Here is a 17,984-nt window from a genome sequence, read left to right as displayed (position 1 = left end):
CCGTTAATTCTGCGGCATATTATTCTTTTCCCCTACCTGTGTGAAATGGCCGCTTCTTAAACTAAAACTTCCCCACACTTCGTAACATTTCCCGTTTCCGTCCATGTAAACGAGATACTTGTAGACTATTTCATTTTTTAACGGATCAAAGATTAACACCGGAAAATCATCTTTGAGGTGGTGAACGCTTACGAAATCATCACACACATTTTCAGTAGTGACGCCAAACCAATTCGCATTCTGTTTTGGATTAAGCATCCTGATCGTATCTGCATAGACTGAGTCGGTAGCCAGCATGTAACAAAAATCCTTTTCATCTCCGCCGGCCGGACCCATCACATACCAGGTCGAAGCCATGACAATGAATTCGTGTACACCATCTTCGTCACTATTCAATTCAGTTATACTGGTGACCGGGTTCATACCCAATTCTTTTATGTGCAATCCCTTTTCATTTTCATAAAAAACAAAAGATTCATCCAGCGGATTACACTGCATCCCGCATTTCTGCCCGGAAAGGCTGAGTATCTTGAAATAATTTCCGGGAGCATAATCAAATCTTCCGTCTGTGTAAGCAGCTTTGTCGTCAGGCGCAAAAGTTTCATTCAACGAATCGATGTAATAGCGGATGATGAGTGAATCCTTCACATGGTTACAGTTCGCCGGGGAGAGTGGAATCACTTTTCCACAGAGTAAAGCTGGTACAGCAAGAAAGATGATCAGGATTTTCCGCATGTGATTCGGATTTTAGCTTACGCCAAATTACGAAACACTTCTCAATGCAGCGGCGTTCCGTTCTTGCTGTGATGACCGTAATCCGGAATTGGATTGTCAGAAAGAATAATAGGATTCAGAAAATGTAATACCGGTTTGTTATCCGCATATTTCTGCAGCAACTCACGTCGCCCGTTCGGTTTCAGTTTTTTCAATTCATAAATATCTGTTCTGCGGTCCTGCAGGTTGCGCACACTTCCGTTCGAACGAAGTTTTTTTAGCAGATCGAGATCAAGATCGGCAATGAGCACTGTTTCTGCATTCGGTGTTGCTTCTGCTTTTATTCCATTGGTAGGAAAAGCAAAATCGGCAGGAGTGAAAACTGCTGACTGCGCAAACTGGATATCCATGTTATGTACCTTCGGAAGGTTTCCTACTCCACCTGCGATGGCTACGTAACATTCGTTTTCAATTGCCCTGGCGCGCGCGCAGGTGCGAACACGAGTGAAAGAATTCTGCGTATCGGTGAGAAAAGGAACAAAAAGAATTTCCATTCCATCGAGCGCAAGTAAACGTGCAAGCTCCGGGAATTCGATGTCGTAACAAACCAGGACGCCTATCTTTCCAGAATCTGTATCAAAAACTTTTAATTTATTTCCACCGGTAATTCCCCATGCGGCAACTTCATTCGGCGTTGCGTGAAGTTTGGAATAACGTTCCAGCGAACCATCGCGCCGGCAGAGATAACCTACATTAAAAAGTTTTCCTTCTTTTATGAAAGGCATGCTGCCCGTAATGATATTCACGTTGTAAGTGATCGCATAGTCAATAAATTTATCACGCAGCGGTTCGGTGAATTCGGCAAGACTCCTGATCGCATCCGCTTCAGACTTGTGGTTGAAGTCGGCCATGAGCGGTGCGTTGAATAATTCGGGGAAGAGTGCGAAGTCGGCATTGTAACCGGAAACAGAATCGATGAAGAATTCTATTTGTTCGCAGAGCGAATTCATATCGGTGAATGAACGCATTTCCCATTGTATGAGTCCGAGCCGCACAATACTTTTTCCGTGCTGCAATGTTTTCTTATGTTCGGCATACAGCACATTGTTCCATTCCATGAGCGTTGCAAATTCCTTCGACTCCACATCGCCGGGCATATAATTCACGAGTAATTTTTTCACGTGAAATTCATTCGAGAGTTGAAATGAAAGAACCGGGTCATAGATCTCTTTCATTTTTACTTTATTAATATATTCTTTAGGCGTTACTTTATCGGCATGTGCTGCGAAATTCGGAATACGGCCGCCGAAGATGATGGATTTAAGATTCAGTTTTTCGCACAGCTCTTTTCGCGCATCGTAAAGACGACGTGCAAGACGAAGCCCGCGATAATCGGGATGAATGAAAACTTCGATCCCGTAAAGAACGTCGCCTTCTTTTATATGTGTGCTGAAAGTATAATTTCCCGTAATGGCTTGGTACGTGTGATCATCTCCGAAACTTTCGTAATTCACGATGATCGACAGTGCACATCCCACCACTTTTCCATTTACAAGAACTACAATTTGTCCCTCGGGAAAAGTTGCGAGCAACTGTCTTATATTTTCTTCTGACCAGATGGAACCATGCCAGTTTTTGTAAGCTTCCACCATGGAATTGCGCAATCCCAAATAGTCATCTACGTTGAGATGCCTCACTTCTACTTTACGAATATCCTTAAGCAGATTATTTTTTTTCAATCCGCCTCTTACCGTCCGTTGCATAACCTTGAATTTTGAAAAACATTATAATATTTCACCCCCGTACACTTTCTCACATTACAAATGTTCATCAAAAAAAAATCAATTAATCCCGGATTTCGATTGTTGGTGGAAAATCCGTTACCGTTGCATGGTTTCCGGGAATGGATGGACCGATTAATTCACCGAATCAGAATTGATAAAATTTATTATCGAGGATTAGTTTTTGATCTTTACGTGTGCTGTTTTGTGGTGAAACAAATGATTGAAAAAAGGATGCTCCCACCTGTTAATGTTTTTTTTATTATTCTTCACTTCGTCGTAATAACCGGATCTTTTCAATTGTCCGTACCCGCGAAGGCGCGCAAGGCCGATCGCTTTTTTGTAACAATTCTTTGCGTAATGGTAAGAATGATCTTTGCAGGCATAATCTCCTTTGTAACTCAGAAAGAAAAATTTATTGACGGTCGAATCAAACCTGCACGTGGTGTCATTGATATTTTCCAGGCGATAATCAATTTCCGGTTCATAGGGGCTAATGGCCCATGCCTGCAAATAAAATTTTCTTACCAGCGCAGTATCATGTTTTGTCCATGCTTCATCACCACTGATCTCTGCCGACCGGAATTGCAAAACATAAATGGAATCGCGATGTATCTGCGTTCGGGCAGAAAAAGAAATAAAAAAGGCAAGTGCGAATAAAAATATTTTCATGGCTCCTGCAATTTACGAAAGCAAACAGATCACTCAGAATTTTTTCTCTTTTATGATTGGAATATTGAAATCCGAAAAACGGATCCACACGGGTGAAACACGGAAATGAACAAGATCCTTCCATGTTTCTTTCCGCTCTCTTCCATCAGGAAATTTTTCAAAATAAATTTCCAGCAGTTCTTTTTCATCCGGCCCCTTCAACACTTCCGCTCTTCCTTCATACTGCACAGTCTGTTCATTTTCCCATCCGATCACAAAAGCAATGGAAGGATCAGCAATAAGATTTTTATATTTTCTCGAAGTAGTAACCGTGTCAAAAATTATTTCAAGGTCGCGGTTGACTGCAAATCCAACAAGCGCTGCTTCCGGAATTTTATTTTTCGTAACTGTTGCAAGCACTGCATGCCTGTGTTTTGAAATAAAATCGAAGAGAAAATCTTTTGTCATTTTTTTGTAATGAACTAAATTCTTCAACGTTCAAAAACAGAAACTCCCGCTTATCGGTAAAGACAGGCAGGAGTTTTTCGGGCCCTGTAATTAATAATTTTCAGAATGGAAGGTCGTCGCTTCCTCCGCTGGTGAATGTGCTTACATCAGGAGCGGGTGCTGACTGATTCATTTGCACAGCGGGATTATTCTGCGCCATATTATTTGCCGGTTCAATTTTCCACGCTTCCACGGTATTGAAATACTTTAGCGGGCCGCCGTCCTTCGGTGTCCATTCTCTTCCGCGGAGATTGAAATAAACGCGGATCTCATCGCCGGGATTGAACCGATCGATGAGTGAACATTTATCCTGCACGAGTTGAAAAGTGATATGCTGTGGATACTGCGAAGAATTATCGGTGATAATAAAATCGCGTTTGCGGAAACGATCGGAGACTTTTTGCTCGTCGGTTTTTAATTTGAGTACGCCGGTAATGTTGAACATGATTGAAGAATTTTGGATTTTGAATTATAGATTTTTGATTTGCGAACAACGAAAGTAGAAAAGTTTGGAATGATGAAACTTAAATTCTCTATGATGTTGATAAGTATTAATGAGTTGACTATCAGAAGAACCGGAACACTGAATTTAATCTCCCCTAATCGCTCATCAAAACTTTCGCCCATGAATGAATTTTCAACAGTACAATCCTCCCACGAATGAATTCATGGGCTATTGCATATCACTCAACAGAACCTTCCACGCCTCCCCTACTTTTCCTTCATCCAACAATCGCGCAGCTATGTGATGCAGATGGTCATCCATCTTCGCGTGATCTTTTCCATAAACTTCGAACACTTCGAGAATCGCTCCCGACATTTTGAAATGCTCCACCTCTTCTGCAGATGGAAGGTGCTCCACATTTCCAAGCAGGCCAAGATGATTTCCGGTGAGCACTTTACTCGTGCGGATGTGTTCAGGAATATTATCAACACCGATCCCAAGTGTGGCCAGCGGTTTTTTCACTGTGAAAATTGCGCTGCCGGAAGCTCTGCAATAAAGATCGCCACCCATTCGCGAAACAAGATCTATTTTCTGCTGATCGATCATTTGTGTTTCCGGGTTCAGAATATTTTCGCTGACGTGCAGCATCACAATTTCGCAGATCACTAAATTTCCCGCACCACCCTGCTGTCCGAATTCTTTCACTTCAAGAACTTTGCACTCGAATTGTACCGGCGCTTCTTTCACACGGGGAGGTTTTACTTTCACAGAAGGAATTTCCGTCAATCCCGCTTTCACAAATTCATTCACGCCTTTCGGGTATTCCGCGCTGGTCAATGACATCTGGTGCACCATTGAATAATTCACAATGTTGATCACACATTCGGGAACTTCTTTCACATTATCGTGCGTATTCTTCGTGTGTCCTGTGCGCCCGCTGCGCGACGGAGAAAAAATAAGAATGGGAGGTTTCGCCCCGAAACAATTAAAAAAACTGAACGGGGAAAGATTTATGTTTCCGTCTTTGTCCATCGTACTTGCAAATGCAATAGGGCGTGGAGCCACTGCATGCAATAAGTACTGATGTAGAATATTTGTTTTGAGGTCGTGTGGATCGAAGGATAGCATAGTGCAAATATAGAATGGAGACGGGAGGGAGGAGTGCGGAGTTCAATTTTTTTTATCAGGATCCATCCTTCGAATTTTTATCAACTACCGGTAACACAATGGAAATAAATGCTTCCTATAGCTATTTCACTATCAGGAAATGCTGGTTAGCGTAAATTACGCCGGCTCAGCTTTTTTTTATTATCTTTTCATGCGTAAGGGTTGTTTTAACCCAAGAGATAAAGATTTGCAAACCGGCAATAACAGTAAAGTCACGCAAGTAGATGACTGTTACTCTTATGACCGGGAATAAATAATTCATCCGCTTGCATTTTAAAGAATTTGGAACAGCCAACAACTATTTTGAATTGGAAACTATAGTTCTGTCAAAAATTAATTAAAACACAAAGCCATGAAAAAAATATTATTATCACTCCTATTGCCATCGCTATTTTTTAGCTTGTCGGCTCAAAATGTAAATGACGATGTTTTGCACCTGCAAAAATCCAATGCTTCACTGAAAAGCCAATTGAAAGAACAGCAGGCATTACTGTCGGAGCAAACAAGAAAAACCGACAGTATTTTTTCATTGCTTCAATCAGCAAGCGGTGAAATCAAAAAAAATACAGACAGCCAAAATTCCATTACTCATTCCATTTCCGATTTAAAGGAACAAACAAAAAACAGCAGCCAAATTACCAGTAATATTAGTGATGCTTTCGGTAAAAGAAGGACTGCCGCAATCATCGGTTTGCTTGTTTCGGCCGTTATCGCTCTTCTATTTTTATTTTATCTGAAAAAGAAATTATCTGCCGTCAATAATGGCATGAAACAAAACGAAGAAAATTTCAATCAAAAATTTTCACAGATAAATCAATTCCTGGATAAGGAAATTGGTGAGCTTAGATCACTACAGGAAAAACAAAATAATGAAAACAATGCGCGATTGACAAAGCAAACGGCAGATACCAATGAAAACATTAATAAATTGAGCAAGGAAGTGAATAAAAAAATTGAAAGCGAAATCCAATCGTTGAAAGGAATAGTTCAAGAACAGCATTCCCAATCTGCCAGAGAATTCAGCGAAAAGATTTCGGAATTGAATCAAACCGTTGAAAAGAAAATTGCGGCCATCAAAAATGAATTGGATGCGAATAAGGGAAAATGAAATAAATGAAATTCATTCGTATGTAATTGTTACGTGCCCCTGCAGGGTCGGGCTATCCGCGGCACATGGTGCCCTGCTTCTATCCCTGCCCGAATAAGCACAGTAGAGGCGGCCTACCCGAAAATTTTCCCCTCCCTCCTCACTCCGTTCTCCATTCTCATTTATCTTCGTCTCATGAACAAAACAGTTCTCATCACAGGCAGCACTTCCGGCATCGGCCTCGGCATAGCAAGAGAATTTGCAAAAGCAGGTTACAATATTTCTTTCAACGGACTTGAAAAAGACGGGCCTGAAATTGCTGCGGCAATCGGAAAAGAATTTTCTGTGAAAACTTTTTTTTCGAATGCCAATCTGCTTGATGTTTCCGCGATTGAAAAATTCATTGGAGAAACGGAAAAAAATATTGGTACAATAGATATTCTTGTGAACAACGCAGGCGTGCAACATGTTTCTGAAATTGAGAATTTCCCTGTGGAAAAATGGAACATGATCATCGGGCTGAATCTCTCCGCTGCTTTTCATACCACGCGGCTTGTTCTCGGTGGAATGAAAAAAAAAAATTGGGGACGCATCATCAACATCGCGAGCGCACACGGGCTCGTAGCGAGCGAGTTCAAGAGCGCGTACGTGGCTGCGAAGCACGGGCTCGTGGGATTTACAAAAGTTGCTGCACTCGAAGGCGCGCCGTTCGGCATTACTGCGAATGCTATTTGCCCGGGATATGTGGATACTCCATTGGTGAGAAATCAAATCAAAGATCAGGCGAAGACGCATAACATGAGTGAAGAAGAAGTCATTTCAAAAGTAATGCTGCAAAAACACGCGATAAAAAAATTCGTGAAGACAGAATCGCTTGGTGCGCTTTGTGTTTTTCTTTCCGGCGATCACGCGGAATTAATTATTTTGTTATGCGCCATTTTTGTCCATCCTTCGTTGCATTTCTTGGCCGTAGTCGCTCCACTATGGCCTGCAAAATGCGTCTCGGCTGAACAAAAATGGCATCATAACAATTCCAAAAAATGAATTTTAAACAGCCTCTTAAAATCCCGTTGATTCTTCGGTAATTTTTTCCAACTGCCACTGACAACTGCCTCCCACCTATTCCCCCAGTATCCTCTTAATATCCGGCCTGAAATATTTTTCACTCTTCATCACTTTGCCATCTTCGCGGAAGATCGGTTTTCCATTCGCATCGAGTTTCGACATGTTGCTGCGGTGAATTTCATCAAACACTTCTTCGATCTTGTATTGCAATCCGTGACGGAGAATAGTTCCGAACGTTATGTAAAGCAAATCGCCGAGAGCATCTGCGATCTCCACAAGGTCGCCGCGCTTGCAGGCTTCGAGATATTCTTCATTTTCTTCCTTCAGTAAATTGTGGCGAAGCATATATTCTTCTTCCGAAACTGTTCCTGTGGGCTGGTGACGATTGCCAATGAGAAATATTTCGTGAAATTCTTCCACACTTTTTATTTTCTGGAGGAGTCCGGGAGTGATCGCTTGCTGTGTCATTGTTTAAAATTTAGTGGGTGTAAAAAAACAAATCCGGCGGCACATCAGCAAAAGATGAACCACCGGATTATAATTCTTTATCAACTGTTTTTATTTCGTGCCTTTCGGTTTATTTTTATTCTGCGCATAATTTTCATTCAGCGCCTTTACCACGTCAAGCGTAATATTGAGACTGTCATTGGCAAAAAGCACTCCTGTATTTCCACCGCCGTAACCGAGAATGTAATCGATCTTATGCGACTGGCTGTAGACTTTGAAATAATTCGTGATGTCATCCGTGATCGTTGCATTTTTCTGCATGGCCTGGTTTTCGAGATATTGAATTTCAGTTTCCATTTTTTTCAGATCCTCCATTCCCGCGTTGATCGATGCTTCTTCTTTCGACGCATCATCGGAAGAGATCGTTCCAAGATTCACCTGCTGCTGAAGCCCGTCGTAACGTGCCTGCAAGGCCGCTGCTTTATCCTGATACTGTTTCATCTTCGCATTGTAATTGTTATTCGCTTCTTTGCTCAGATCGGCAAACGCATCATACTTTGCATCAATGGAATCTATATTCACAAAAAGCACGTGTGCGCCCGCGAGATTTTTCGGGATATTGAATGACAATTGCGGAACAGTGTCTTTTTTCGCAGCCGTAGTTTTTTCATTTCCATTATTCTTTGTACCGCTGAAATGGAGGTAAAAAAGAATAATGACCGCAATGAGGAGGACAACATTAAGGAGCGTGGAAATATTATTTTTCACAGTGATTTTTTTTGGCGTAGCAAAGATAGGAAAGCACTCCAACTGGAAATTATCAGTTCGGACGGCCGCTGATTATTTTAACAGTTTTTGAGTAAGAAGGCCCGTCGAATCTGAAAAAATACATTCCATTAGAAAGTCCCATTTCTGCAGCATTGATATGCAACGTATGCGGCCCCGGCTCTTCGTAATCGGACGATGGAAGAATTTCACTGACCAATCTTCCTGTTACATCATAAACTTTCAGTTCCACAATTCCCGGTTCCGTAGTTTCATAATAGATCGTGAGCTCATCGTAAAAAGGATTCGGATAAATTTCAAACATCGGTTCGAGCGAACGGAAGACTGCAGTGAACGTATCATTCACCGCAACATTCGTACGCAGCACTTCCCACGGATAATTTCCATTCGTTGTGTAATTTGATTTCCAATAGAGAAATTTATATCCCGTTTGCGGAATGGCGGTAATCGTGATCGGATTTCCATCGAAATAAATTCCATTCCATGGAAGCGAATCGGGAATGATCGTGTTGAGATGGATGGTTCCTGCGCCGGGCGGATCTGTTTGCAATCCTACTACCACTTGCCCGTTCATTGCAAATTGAGATTGTATCTGGTTGCGCACATAATACGGGCGAACAAAAAGATTGTATTCGAGAAAATCAATATTATTTCTCCACACGGCAACATTCTCAGGCGCCTGTATGCACACGGGCGCGTAGGGCGATGAACCGGTTCCCCACATCGCAAAATGACGCGACATCTCCGGCAACATCTCATTGTAAAATGCTTCTGAATTATTCACCATGTTCGTTCCGTAATAAATTGTGTTCAGAAGATCTGCATAACGATTGATGAAATAATTCCGGAACGTGTCATTCATCAATAAAGCGCTCAGCATTTCAGAATGCGGATTCGGTGTCGGCGGATTGATCACTTCCGAAAGTTTGTTCAGCGTGTCGGATTGAAAAGTAAGATCGGTGTCCCAGAGAATGTATCTCCATTTTCCGGGGCCTGTATGAGGTTTCCAGAATTTAATATTGTTTGTATAACTGCCCAGCCAGTCGAGATTGCCGCCATAAGTTTCCGTAATGAAATAATCGGCAAAATTTTCTTTGTCGATCATTGCAAAAGCAGAATCGTAAGACGATTGTAAAGTCATATCGGCCGTGGTCACATACTGTACCGTATTGAAAAAAGATTTGTTGTCGCCATTTATAACGTTTCCGTCGAATTCAAGAAAATCAACATTGTCATCGTCTGTATTAGAATTATTTTTAATGTAATGTTTGTCTTCTTTCTCCCGCAATTCATACACGCCCCAATATTGCCCGTTGAGAAAAAGTACGCACGCATATCCATCCATCACATCAATATCCGTTTTTGCCTCTGCAGATTTTTGCAATAACCGATCGCGGTAATGCGCGCCTCCCCAATCGCTGCCAGCATTGCGCACATTGAAATTGTAATAAGTAGTTGCAGGTTTATCGGGAAACAACTGGTAATTCAGAATATTTCCACCGTAATTTTCATCGAGACTCACTGTGAATCCTCTCTGCGGAAACATCTTCGACCAGTTTCCCTGTATTTTTATGGAAGATTTTTCCGAGAACTGCAGCACTTTATTTTTATCGAAGAACTGAACATCAGCCGGACACTTCCATCCCTGCCAGAAATTTGCATTGTAAAACGGAATGTATCCGAAAGTAGTGTCGGGAGTATTTCCGGTAACATATAATCCGCTGACAGGATCGAAAAGATTTGCAGGATCAGTAGAAAGAGAAACAACAGGGAGCGTTACATTTTCATTGATGAAATAAGTTGCCGATGAAGAATATCCCGGAAGATAATTTGTAGTTGAAGGAAACAATCGTGCTCGCAACACCTGCGTGGAAGGAATAGTGATGGAAGAAGAATAAATATTTGAAAAAGTGGTGGGCTCACTTCCATCGCTGGTCCAGTAAATATTTCCTGCCATGCCTGCTGTAATTCCTGTTGTTTGTGATGAAGGATAAAATCCGGATGCGAGTGAGATCACCGGGTCTGGCCCGTAATCAATAAAACATCCTGCAGAAAAATTCACCGTGTCAGGCGTAGGAAAATTGAACAAACACCAGTTTGCATTTCCATCCGGCTGTCTTCCCCGCGAATGATTGAGCATCGTCATTCCAATCGTATCCTGCTCAATGATCGTTCCAAGCGGATTCACCAGCGTGAGAATTTCTCCGCTGCCGCTGAGCTGAAAATCAGTATGCAGGTGAACATTCGCCGCAAACGGAAAATAAGTGACACTGGTATCAATAACTCCAAGTAAAAAATAAGGAATCATGGTCATGTCGTCCATTCCCAGGTCGTAGTTGTGCGTTTCTATAGCGAGCGTATTCGGGCCGGGCAGGATCATCGTATCTAATTCAGAAGAAGGAATGGAAAAAAATCCGGAGAATCCGCCGTTCTGATAATTCTGCGCTTCGTGTTCGTTGAATGCATATTCATTGTACAAAGGAGGAAATCCCTGCGCACCAATATTCGCACGCGCAATTTCTTTTCCATTGAAGTACGCAACGAATGCATCATCATAATCCACAAGAAAAGCAACGATCGCAATATTCGAGGTGTCAGCAATATTGAAAGTGTAGCGCTGGTAAAGTGAAATGTTCGGAGCGATCGTGGTAATATCATCTCCATCTCCATAACCGACATTTCCGGAATTCGTTGCCCATGAAAAATCGTTGAAAGAAACATCGGCCCAATCGGGAGGTTGTGCTACAACACCCGGCATATATTTTCCCGGAAGATTAGGATAAACCGGAACTTCCCAATGATCGAAATAATCTTTCCTGTTTTTGCCGGAGCAGAAAACAGTGATGCGCTGCTGCGGCTGTACATAAACAGTTGGGAAAGTCCACGAATACGTTTTGTTATTCTCCGCGCATTTTATTTTATACCCGGCTAAATTTACCTGCGCAGAACCCGCATTGTAAAATTCGATCCAGTCGTTCACTTGCCCATCTTCATCTTTGAATGCAGTATCGCCGGCGCTGCACACTTCGTTAATGAGGATCTGCGCGCGTGAGTGAAATGAAAATAATAAAATGAAAAGTGAAAAGTAGATTTTTCTCATCCGCATGATTTACGGTTACGAGAATAAATTTACGATTTATTGGCCGAATGAAACAGGGAAAGTTACAAGCGTTCTCACTGCTGTTCCATTCTTTGTAGCCGGAATCCATTTGGGCATAGCACGCACGCAATCCATTGCCGATTCATCGCAACCATAACCGAGACTTCGCACTACGCCAACTCCGCCTATGCGTCCATCCGCTTCTATGAGTGCTTTCACCACCACTGTTCCTTTCACATCATTCTGAAAAGCAACGAGCGGGTAAACAATTTTCTTCGTAAGATAATTCTGCATCGCATCATCGCCGCCCGGAAAAGAAGCCGCCACATCGGGATCGGAAACGTACGCTTTGGAATTCTCAATTTTATCAGAAACATCGGGGTCGCCGCCGTTAATGATGTTGGACGATTCCTTCACTATGGAATCGACCATTCCTTTCGAATCAGCAAGTTCTTTTTTCTGCGCGTCGGTCAGCGGCATCGGCCGTTTCACGGAAAAGGTGTCGACGCTATCTTCGTCACTGAATGTGTTCGTTTTCGTTACGGCATTTTCTTTTTCATCGGGCTTACAGGATGAAACTGAAAATAAGATCAGCAACAGAAAAAATCCGGTGGAAAAATTCCGTCGCAGGATCGCAGGAAAAATTTTTTCCGGAACTAAAACACTTTTCTCACTTGAAATTGCCGGTGGCTTCATGGCTACAAAGATATTCTGTGTAATGAATAATGCACTACGGAATGAAAAGTCACTTTTTTCACAAATTTTTTCCGGAATTCATTGACAATTATCATAAACACTTCACCCTCTCAATTCCGTATATTTGCATACTCAGGATTTTTCTGAAAAAATATGGACACGATAGAACTCGAAAAACATTTCAACGAAAAACTCGATAAAGGAGATTTCATTGAACCGAAAGACTGGATGCCGGAGAAATACCGGAAAACGCTTATTCGGCAGGTTTCGCAGCATGCGCATTCCGAAGTGATCGGTATGCAGCCCGAAGGAAACTGGATTACGCGTGCACCAAGTTTGCGGAGAAAAGCTGTTCTGCTTGCGAAAGTACAGGATGAAGCCGGTCATGGTTTATATCTCTACAGTGCTTGTGAGACGATGGGGATTTCGCGCGAAGAATTATTGGAGCAGTTGCATACCGGCCACGCAAAATATTCCAGCATTTTCAATTATCCTACGCTTACCTGGGCCGACATGGGCGCAATAGGATGGCTCGTGGATGGAGCAGCGATCGTGAACCAGGTAATGTTACAACGCACTTCTTATGGCCCTTACTCGCGCGCGATGGTGCGCATCTGCAAAGAAGAAAGTTTTCACCAGCGCCAGGGATACGAGATCATGTGTGTGCTTGCTAAAGGAACAGTTGAACAAAAAGCAATGGCACAGGACGCGCTCAACCGCTGGTGGTGGCCATCTATTATGATGTTCGGCCCGCCCGATACGGAATCAAAAAATTCTGCCGACAGTATCCGCTGGAAAATAAAACGCGAAACGAATGATGAACTCCGCCAGAAATTCATTGACAGAACTGTAGGGCAGGCGGAATTTATCAAATTGCAGATCCCTGATAAAGATTTGAAATGGAATGAAACCCGCGGGCATTATGATTACGGAAAAATTGATTGGGATGAATTCAAAAATGTGATCTCCGGGAATGGAATCTGCAATAAAGAACGGCTCGCGCATCACATAAAGGCGCACAACGATGGCGCGTGGGTGCGCGAAGCTGCGAACGCGTATGCAAAGAAAAAATTATCACGCGAAGCAGGAACATTGGTCGCATAGCAATAGCGCTCATCAATCAAAGAGATATAAGGTTCGACCCACAATAAAAAAAACATGAGTAACACTGATTCACAATTTCCACTCTGGGAAGTTTTCGTACAGGCGAAATCAGGCACGCCGCACAAACATGCCGGTAGTGTTCACGCTGCCGATAAAGAAATGGCATTGCAGAATGCGCGCGATACGTATTCGCGGAGAAGCGAAGGAACCAATATATGGGTTGTGCCTTCTTCCATGATCACTGCTTCGAGCCCGGAAGACATCGGATCTTTTTTCGAACCTTCGAATGATAAACCGTATCGTCATCCAACTTTCTACGTAATTCCTGAAGGTGTAAAATATCTGTGATATGAATAAGCAGGAAGCTCTTTTTGAATTTGTTCTTCGTCTCGGCGACAGCAGTCTTATTCTCGGGCATCGTCTTTCTGAATTGTGCAGTTACGGCCCGTATCTTGAAGAAGACATTGCTACAACAAATATTGCGCTTGATCTTGTTGGTCAATCAAGAATTCTGCTCACGTATGCAGGACAAGTGGAGAACAAGGGCAGAACGGAAGATCAGCTCGCTTATTTGCGCGATCACACGCAGTACCGTTGTGCTTTGCTCACTGAATTGAAGAATGGCGATTTTGCTTTTACCAATGCAAGATTATTTATCTTTTCTTCATTCCACTTTTTATTGCTGACCGAACTTTGCAAAAGCAAAGATGAAACGCTCGCTGCATTTGCAACCAAAGCGCTGAAAGAAACTACTTATCATCTGCGTCATTCTTCGCAATGGATGCTGCGATTTGGTGATGGAACGGAAGAAAGCCATTCCCGTTTGCAAAATGCGCTCGATGAAATGTGGATGTACACCGGCGACCTTTTTGCAGTGACCGAAGGCGATAATTTATTGGTGAGTGATCGAATAATTCCTGATGTGGCTTCGCTGAAAACAAAATGGCTGGAGAATATTTCGAAAGTTTTTTCTGAAGCAACAATCAAAGTACCGGATGCAAATGCGTGGATGCAGAAAGGAAGCCGTGAGGGAAAACATACGGAGAACCTCAGTTATATTCTCGGTGAGATGCAGGTCCTCGCACGTGCGATCCCGAATGCGGAATGGTGATACTTTTTCAAGATTCAAAATTCAAGGATTCAATGAACAGAAGACTCACTCCTTTAAAATCTTTGAATCCTTGAATTTTGAATCTTGAATCTTTGAATTTTTATGTCGTTGAATCCTCTCGTATACAATGGAAAATTTCCCGATTTGTGGGCGATCGCTGATGAAGTGATGGATCCTGAAATTCCGGTGTTGAGTATTGTCGATCTTGGAATTCTCCGCAATGTGGAGCGGAATGAAAATGAAATTGAACTTTCTATCACTCCCACTTATTCCGGTTGCCCGGCAATGGATACGATCGCTACCGATCTGAAAAATATTTTTGAGCAGAAAGGATTTGAGGTGAAAATAAAAACTGTTCTTTCCCCGGCGTGGACCACCGACTGGATTTCCGATGAAGCAAAAGAACGTTTGCGGAAATCAGGAATTGCCCCGCCCGAAAATTCCAGCGCAGATAAAAATTCACTGCTCGGAAAAACAAAAACAATTAAATGTCCGCGGTGCGGATCTTATCATACCGAAATGATCTCGCAATTCGGATCTACGGCTTGCAAGTCACTATGGAAATGTCTCGACTGCAAAGAGCCGTTCGATTATTTTAAATGTATTTAGAAATTCATCACAATAAATCCGGTTTCAAACACCACCCATAGATTCGTATATTCGTATTCATAAACTTCGTCAATTCGTAGTTCGTAATTCGTCCATTTCGTAGTTCGTACAGTTATGAAATTCATTTCTTCCGAAAACAAAGATTCCGTCGCCGTCATCAAACTGAACCGCACCGACAAATTCAACAGCATCAATCGCGGGATGGCGCTTGAATTACAAGAAGCGCTCGACGATGCTGCAAATGATAAAAATATCCGTGCCATTTATTTTACCGGTGAAGGAAAAGCATTTTGCGCCGGGCAGGATCTCGGTGAAGCGATCGATGCGAGCGGGCCGGGAATAGAAAAAATTGTGCGCGAACATTATAATCCAATCATCACGCGTTTGCGCAGAATTGAAAAGCCTGTTGTGTGTGCAATGAACGGCGTGGCTGCAGGCGCAGGCGCAAACATTGTGCTCGCGTGCGATGTGATCGTTGCTGCAAGGTCGGCCGCATTCATCCAGGCATTTTCGAAAATAGGATTGATCCCCGATAGCGGCGGAACTTTTATTTTACCGCGTCTCATCGGGTTTCAGCGCGCATCGGCACTCATGATGCTGGGTGATAAAGTTTCTGCCGATGAAGCTTTGCAAATGGGAATGTTGTATAAAGTTTTTGATGATGCCGTGTTGCATGAAGAAGGAATGAAAATTGCGATGACGCTCGCGTCCATGCCCACACGCGGATTGTGGCTCACCAAAAAACTGCTCAACGATTCCGCACACAATTCTCTCGAACAACAATTGCAGCGCGAACTGGAAGAACAGGTGGCTGCCACAAAAACACATGACTTCAAAGAAGGAGTCATGGCCTTCCTCGAAAAAAGAAAACCCGTTTTCAAAGGAGAATAACATGAAAAAGAAATTCATTCTTTTTTCTATTCCGCTTTTCTTTCTTTTCACATCGTTCAACATCATTGATCCGGCATCGCTCATGATCGCTGTGAAAAAATCACAGATGTACCTCAACGATGCTAAACTTTCCCCGGTGTGGATGCTGAGCGATGCACAGAAAGAACTCGGCACTCCCGATCGCACGGTGAACGCTTTTAATAATTCCTATACGTATGATGACCTCGGTGTTGTTGTTTTCGAAAGGAATTTCGGCGGCACACCATCGGGAAAAATAAAAGAGATCCAGGTTTATTTCACACCCGTCGATTCCAATGACGTAACGCCGAAAAATATTTTCAAAGGACAATTTTTCATTGAAAAGCTGGAAGTCACTCCTTTTTTGAAAGCGGAATATCTCAAAACGAAAATGAAGGACTGGACTTTTTCAACTTCCAACATTGCACACAGTTATCGTTACGCAAAAAACGGGATCTACCTGTATTTCATGTACACGGATGATGAGCAAACACTCACGAAAGTTTCATTCGGGCTTAACACGGTTCAGTAAAATTTTATGGAGACAAAAAAGATCGGAGTTATCGGCAGCGGCGCAATGGGCACAGGGATCGCATTCGTGGCAGCGAGCGCAGGGCATACCGTTGTATTGTCCGATAATGATCCTGCAAAACTTGATGAAGCAAGATCGGCGCTCCGTGCTTTACTTGATAAAATAGTGGAGAAAGGAAAAATCACAAATGAAACTGCAAGTGGTATTTTTTCGCGGATAGAATTTTCTGCCTCACTCAGTTCATTCGCAAAATGCGGACTCGTGATCGAAGCGATCGTTGAAGATCTTTCCGTGAAACAAAAAGTTTTTTCTGAGCTGGAAAAAATTGTCGGCAGCGATTGTATCCTCGCTTCCAACACTTCTTCTCTTTCCATCACCTCCATCGCCTGTGCATGCGCGGTTCCGGCGCGCGTGATCGGAATTCATTTTTTCAATCCGGCTCCGCTGATGCCGCTTGTTGAAATAATTCCTGGAATATCAACTGATGAGAAAATTATTTCTTCCTCAAAATCAATGATCAATTCCTGGGGGAAAACGACTGTGGTTGCAAAAGACACTCCCGGTTTCATTGTGAATCGTGTGGCGAGAAGTTTTTACGGTGAATCGATTCGCATGGCAGAAGAAGGAATAGCAGATTACGCTACCATTGACTGGGCGATGAAAGAATTCGGCGGATTTAAAATGGGGCCTTTCGAACTGATGGATTTCATTGGCAACGATGTGAATTATAAAGTTACGGAAACGGTTTGGCAACAATTTTTCTTCGAGCCGCGATTCAAACCATCGCTTACTCAAAAAAGATTATTCGAAGCTAAGATGTTCGGCAGAAAATCGGGCAAAGGATATTATGATTACAGCGCCGGCGCAATAAAACCGGAACCGGATAAAAATGAAGCAATCGGCAGGGAAATTTTCTTCCGCGTGCTCTCCATGCTCATCAATGAAGCCGCCGATGCGCTTTACCTTGGCGTTGCATCACGCGAAGACATTGACACAGCAATGACAAAGGGGGTTAATTACCCGAAGGGATTACTGAAGTGGGCTGATGAGTCCGGTATAAAAAAAATTACAGAAAAACTTCAGTCACTTTTCGAAGAATACGGAGAAGACCGTTATCGCCCCTGTGTATTGTTGAAACGAATGGCGAAAGAAGAGAAGAAATTCTACTGAAGTCTCCAGGATTGAATGAGTTGTACTGGAACACAACCAAGTTTCGAAACAAAAGAGTCAATAAAGCGGTGGAGCTAATTTGCCGTAAAGCCAAGGAGGTACC

At 42.8% G+C, this 17,984-nt stretch carries 19 protein-coding genes; 9 read left to right on the top strand and 10 right to left on the bottom strand.

Features of this window, described 5'->3' with window-relative positions; translation table 11 throughout:
* Positions 1-3: 3 nt before the first annotated feature.
* The 6 genes from HY064_12770 to HY064_12745 form a co-directional block, all read right to left on the bottom strand.
* On the bottom strand, positions 4-735 hold the full coding sequence (locus tag HY064_12770; protein MBI3511527.1) for a hypothetical protein: 732 nt from the start codon (positions 733-735) through the stop codon (positions 4-6).
* A 41-nt stretch (positions 736-776) separates the two neighbouring features.
* On the bottom strand, positions 777-2,438 hold the full coding sequence (locus HY064_12765; GenBank protein MBI3511526.1) for a bifunctional GNAT family N-acetyltransferase/carbon-nitrogen hydrolase family protein: 1,662 nt from the start codon (positions 2,436-2,438) through the stop codon (positions 777-779).
* 234 nt (positions 2,439-2,672) lie between these two features.
* Positions 2,673-3,167, bottom strand: a complete 495-nt coding sequence (locus HY064_12760) for a hypothetical protein (GenBank protein ID MBI3511525.1) — start codon at positions 3,165-3,167, stop codon at positions 2,673-2,675.
* A 33-nt stretch (positions 3,168-3,200) separates the two neighbouring features.
* Positions 3,201-3,614 carry a pyridoxamine 5'-phosphate oxidase family protein gene (locus HY064_12755; GenBank protein ID MBI3511524.1) on the bottom strand — a complete coding sequence of 138 codons (414 nt, stop codon included), beginning with the start codon at positions 3,612-3,614 and terminating at the stop codon, positions 3,201-3,203.
* A gap of 100 nt (positions 3,615-3,714) precedes the next feature.
* Positions 3,715-4,098: a DUF3127 domain-containing protein gene (locus HY064_12750; protein ID MBI3511523.1), complete on the bottom strand. Its 384-nt coding sequence runs from the start codon at positions 4,096-4,098 to the stop codon at positions 3,715-3,717.
* 228 nt (positions 4,099-4,326) lie between these two features.
* On the bottom strand, positions 4,327-5,226 hold the full coding sequence (locus tag HY064_12745) for a flavin reductase family protein (protein ID MBI3511522.1): 900 nt from the start codon (positions 5,224-5,226) through the stop codon (positions 4,327-4,329).
* A gap of 391 nt (positions 5,227-5,617) precedes the next feature.
* On the opposite strand from HY064_12745, the gene HY064_12740 reads away from it, so the two are divergent.
* Positions 5,618-6,373, top strand: coding sequence for a hypothetical protein (locus HY064_12740; protein ID MBI3511521.1), 756 nt, complete (start codon positions 5,618-5,620; stop codon positions 6,371-6,373).
* A 174-nt stretch (positions 6,374-6,547) separates the two neighbouring features.
* Positions 6,548-7,396: a 3-hydroxybutyrate dehydrogenase gene (locus tag HY064_12735; GenBank protein ID MBI3511520.1), complete on the top strand. Its 849-nt coding sequence runs from the start codon at positions 6,548-6,550 to the stop codon at positions 7,394-7,396.
* 75 nt (positions 7,397-7,471) lie between these two features.
* Here HY064_12735 and HY064_12730 read toward each other — a convergent pair whose 3' ends face one another.
* The 4 genes from HY064_12730 to HY064_12715 all read right to left on the bottom strand — a co-directional run bounded on the left by HY064_12730 (position 7,472) and on the right by HY064_12715 (position 12,446).
* The gene (locus tag HY064_12730; protein MBI3511519.1) at positions 7,472-7,885 is read right to left on the bottom strand and encodes a nucleoside triphosphate pyrophosphohydrolase family protein; all 414 of its coding nucleotides are present in this window, start codon (positions 7,883-7,885) and stop codon (positions 7,472-7,474) included.
* A 90-nt stretch (positions 7,886-7,975) separates the two neighbouring features.
* Complete coding sequence (locus HY064_12725) at positions 7,976-8,632, bottom strand: OmpH family outer membrane protein (GenBank protein MBI3511518.1); 657 nt, start codon at positions 8,630-8,632, stop codon at positions 7,976-7,978.
* A 52-nt stretch (positions 8,633-8,684) separates the two neighbouring features.
* Positions 8,685-11,750, bottom strand: coding sequence for a CotH kinase family protein (locus HY064_12720; protein MBI3511517.1), 3,066 nt, complete (start codon positions 11,748-11,750; stop codon positions 8,685-8,687).
* Positions 11,751-11,786: 36 nt separating this feature from the next.
* Complete coding sequence (locus tag HY064_12715) at positions 11,787-12,446, bottom strand: energy transducer TonB (protein MBI3511516.1); 660 nt, start codon at positions 12,444-12,446, stop codon at positions 11,787-11,789.
* A 153-nt stretch (positions 12,447-12,599) separates the two neighbouring features.
* Between HY064_12715 and paaA the strand changes: the two genes are divergently transcribed.
* The 7 genes from paaA to HY064_12680 all read left to right on the top strand — a co-directional run bounded on the left by paaA (position 12,600) and on the right by HY064_12680 (position 17,881).
* Entirely contained in the window at positions 12,600-13,550 is a 951-nt protein-coding gene (paaA, locus tag HY064_12710) for a 1,2-phenylacetyl-CoA epoxidase subunit A (protein MBI3511515.1), read from the top strand.
* 54 nt (positions 13,551-13,604) lie between these two features.
* Positions 13,605-13,898: a 1,2-phenylacetyl-CoA epoxidase subunit B gene (gene paaB / locus HY064_12705; protein ID MBI3511514.1), complete on the top strand. Its 294-nt coding sequence runs from the start codon at positions 13,605-13,607 to the stop codon at positions 13,896-13,898.
* 1 nt (position 13,899) lies between these two features.
* Positions 13,900-14,661 (top strand): phenylacetate-CoA oxygenase subunit PaaC, encoded by a 762-nt coding sequence (paaC, locus tag HY064_12700; GenBank protein MBI3511513.1) that lies wholly within the window; start codon positions 13,900-13,902, stop codon positions 14,659-14,661.
* Between the two features lie 102 nt (positions 14,662-14,763).
* Entirely contained in the window at positions 14,764-15,270 is a 507-nt protein-coding gene (gene paaJ / locus HY064_12695; protein ID MBI3511512.1) for a phenylacetate-CoA oxygenase subunit PaaJ, read from the top strand.
* Positions 15,271-15,384: 114 nt separating this feature from the next.
* A complete protein-coding gene (locus HY064_12690) occupies positions 15,385-16,161 on the top strand; it encodes an enoyl-CoA hydratase/isomerase family protein (protein ID MBI3511511.1) in 777 nt (258 codons plus the stop codon).
* A gap of 1 nt (position 16,162) precedes the next feature.
* A complete protein-coding gene (locus tag HY064_12685) occupies positions 16,163-16,711 on the top strand; it encodes a hypothetical protein (protein MBI3511510.1) in 549 nt (182 codons plus the stop codon).
* Positions 16,712-16,717: 6 nt separating this feature from the next.
* Positions 16,718-17,881, top strand: coding sequence for an NAD(P)-binding domain-containing protein (locus HY064_12680; GenBank protein MBI3511509.1), 1,164 nt, complete (start codon positions 16,718-16,720; stop codon positions 17,879-17,881).
* Positions 17,882-17,984: the final 103 nt, after the last annotated feature.

The sequence above is a fragment of the Bacteroidota bacterium genome (assembly GCA_016194975.1).
Classification (GTDB): domain Bacteria; phylum Bacteroidota; class Bacteroidia; order Palsa-965; family Palsa-965.
The sequence above is the reverse complement of the archived record's forward strand: the minus strand, read 5'-3'. Positions and strand labels throughout refer to the sequence as shown.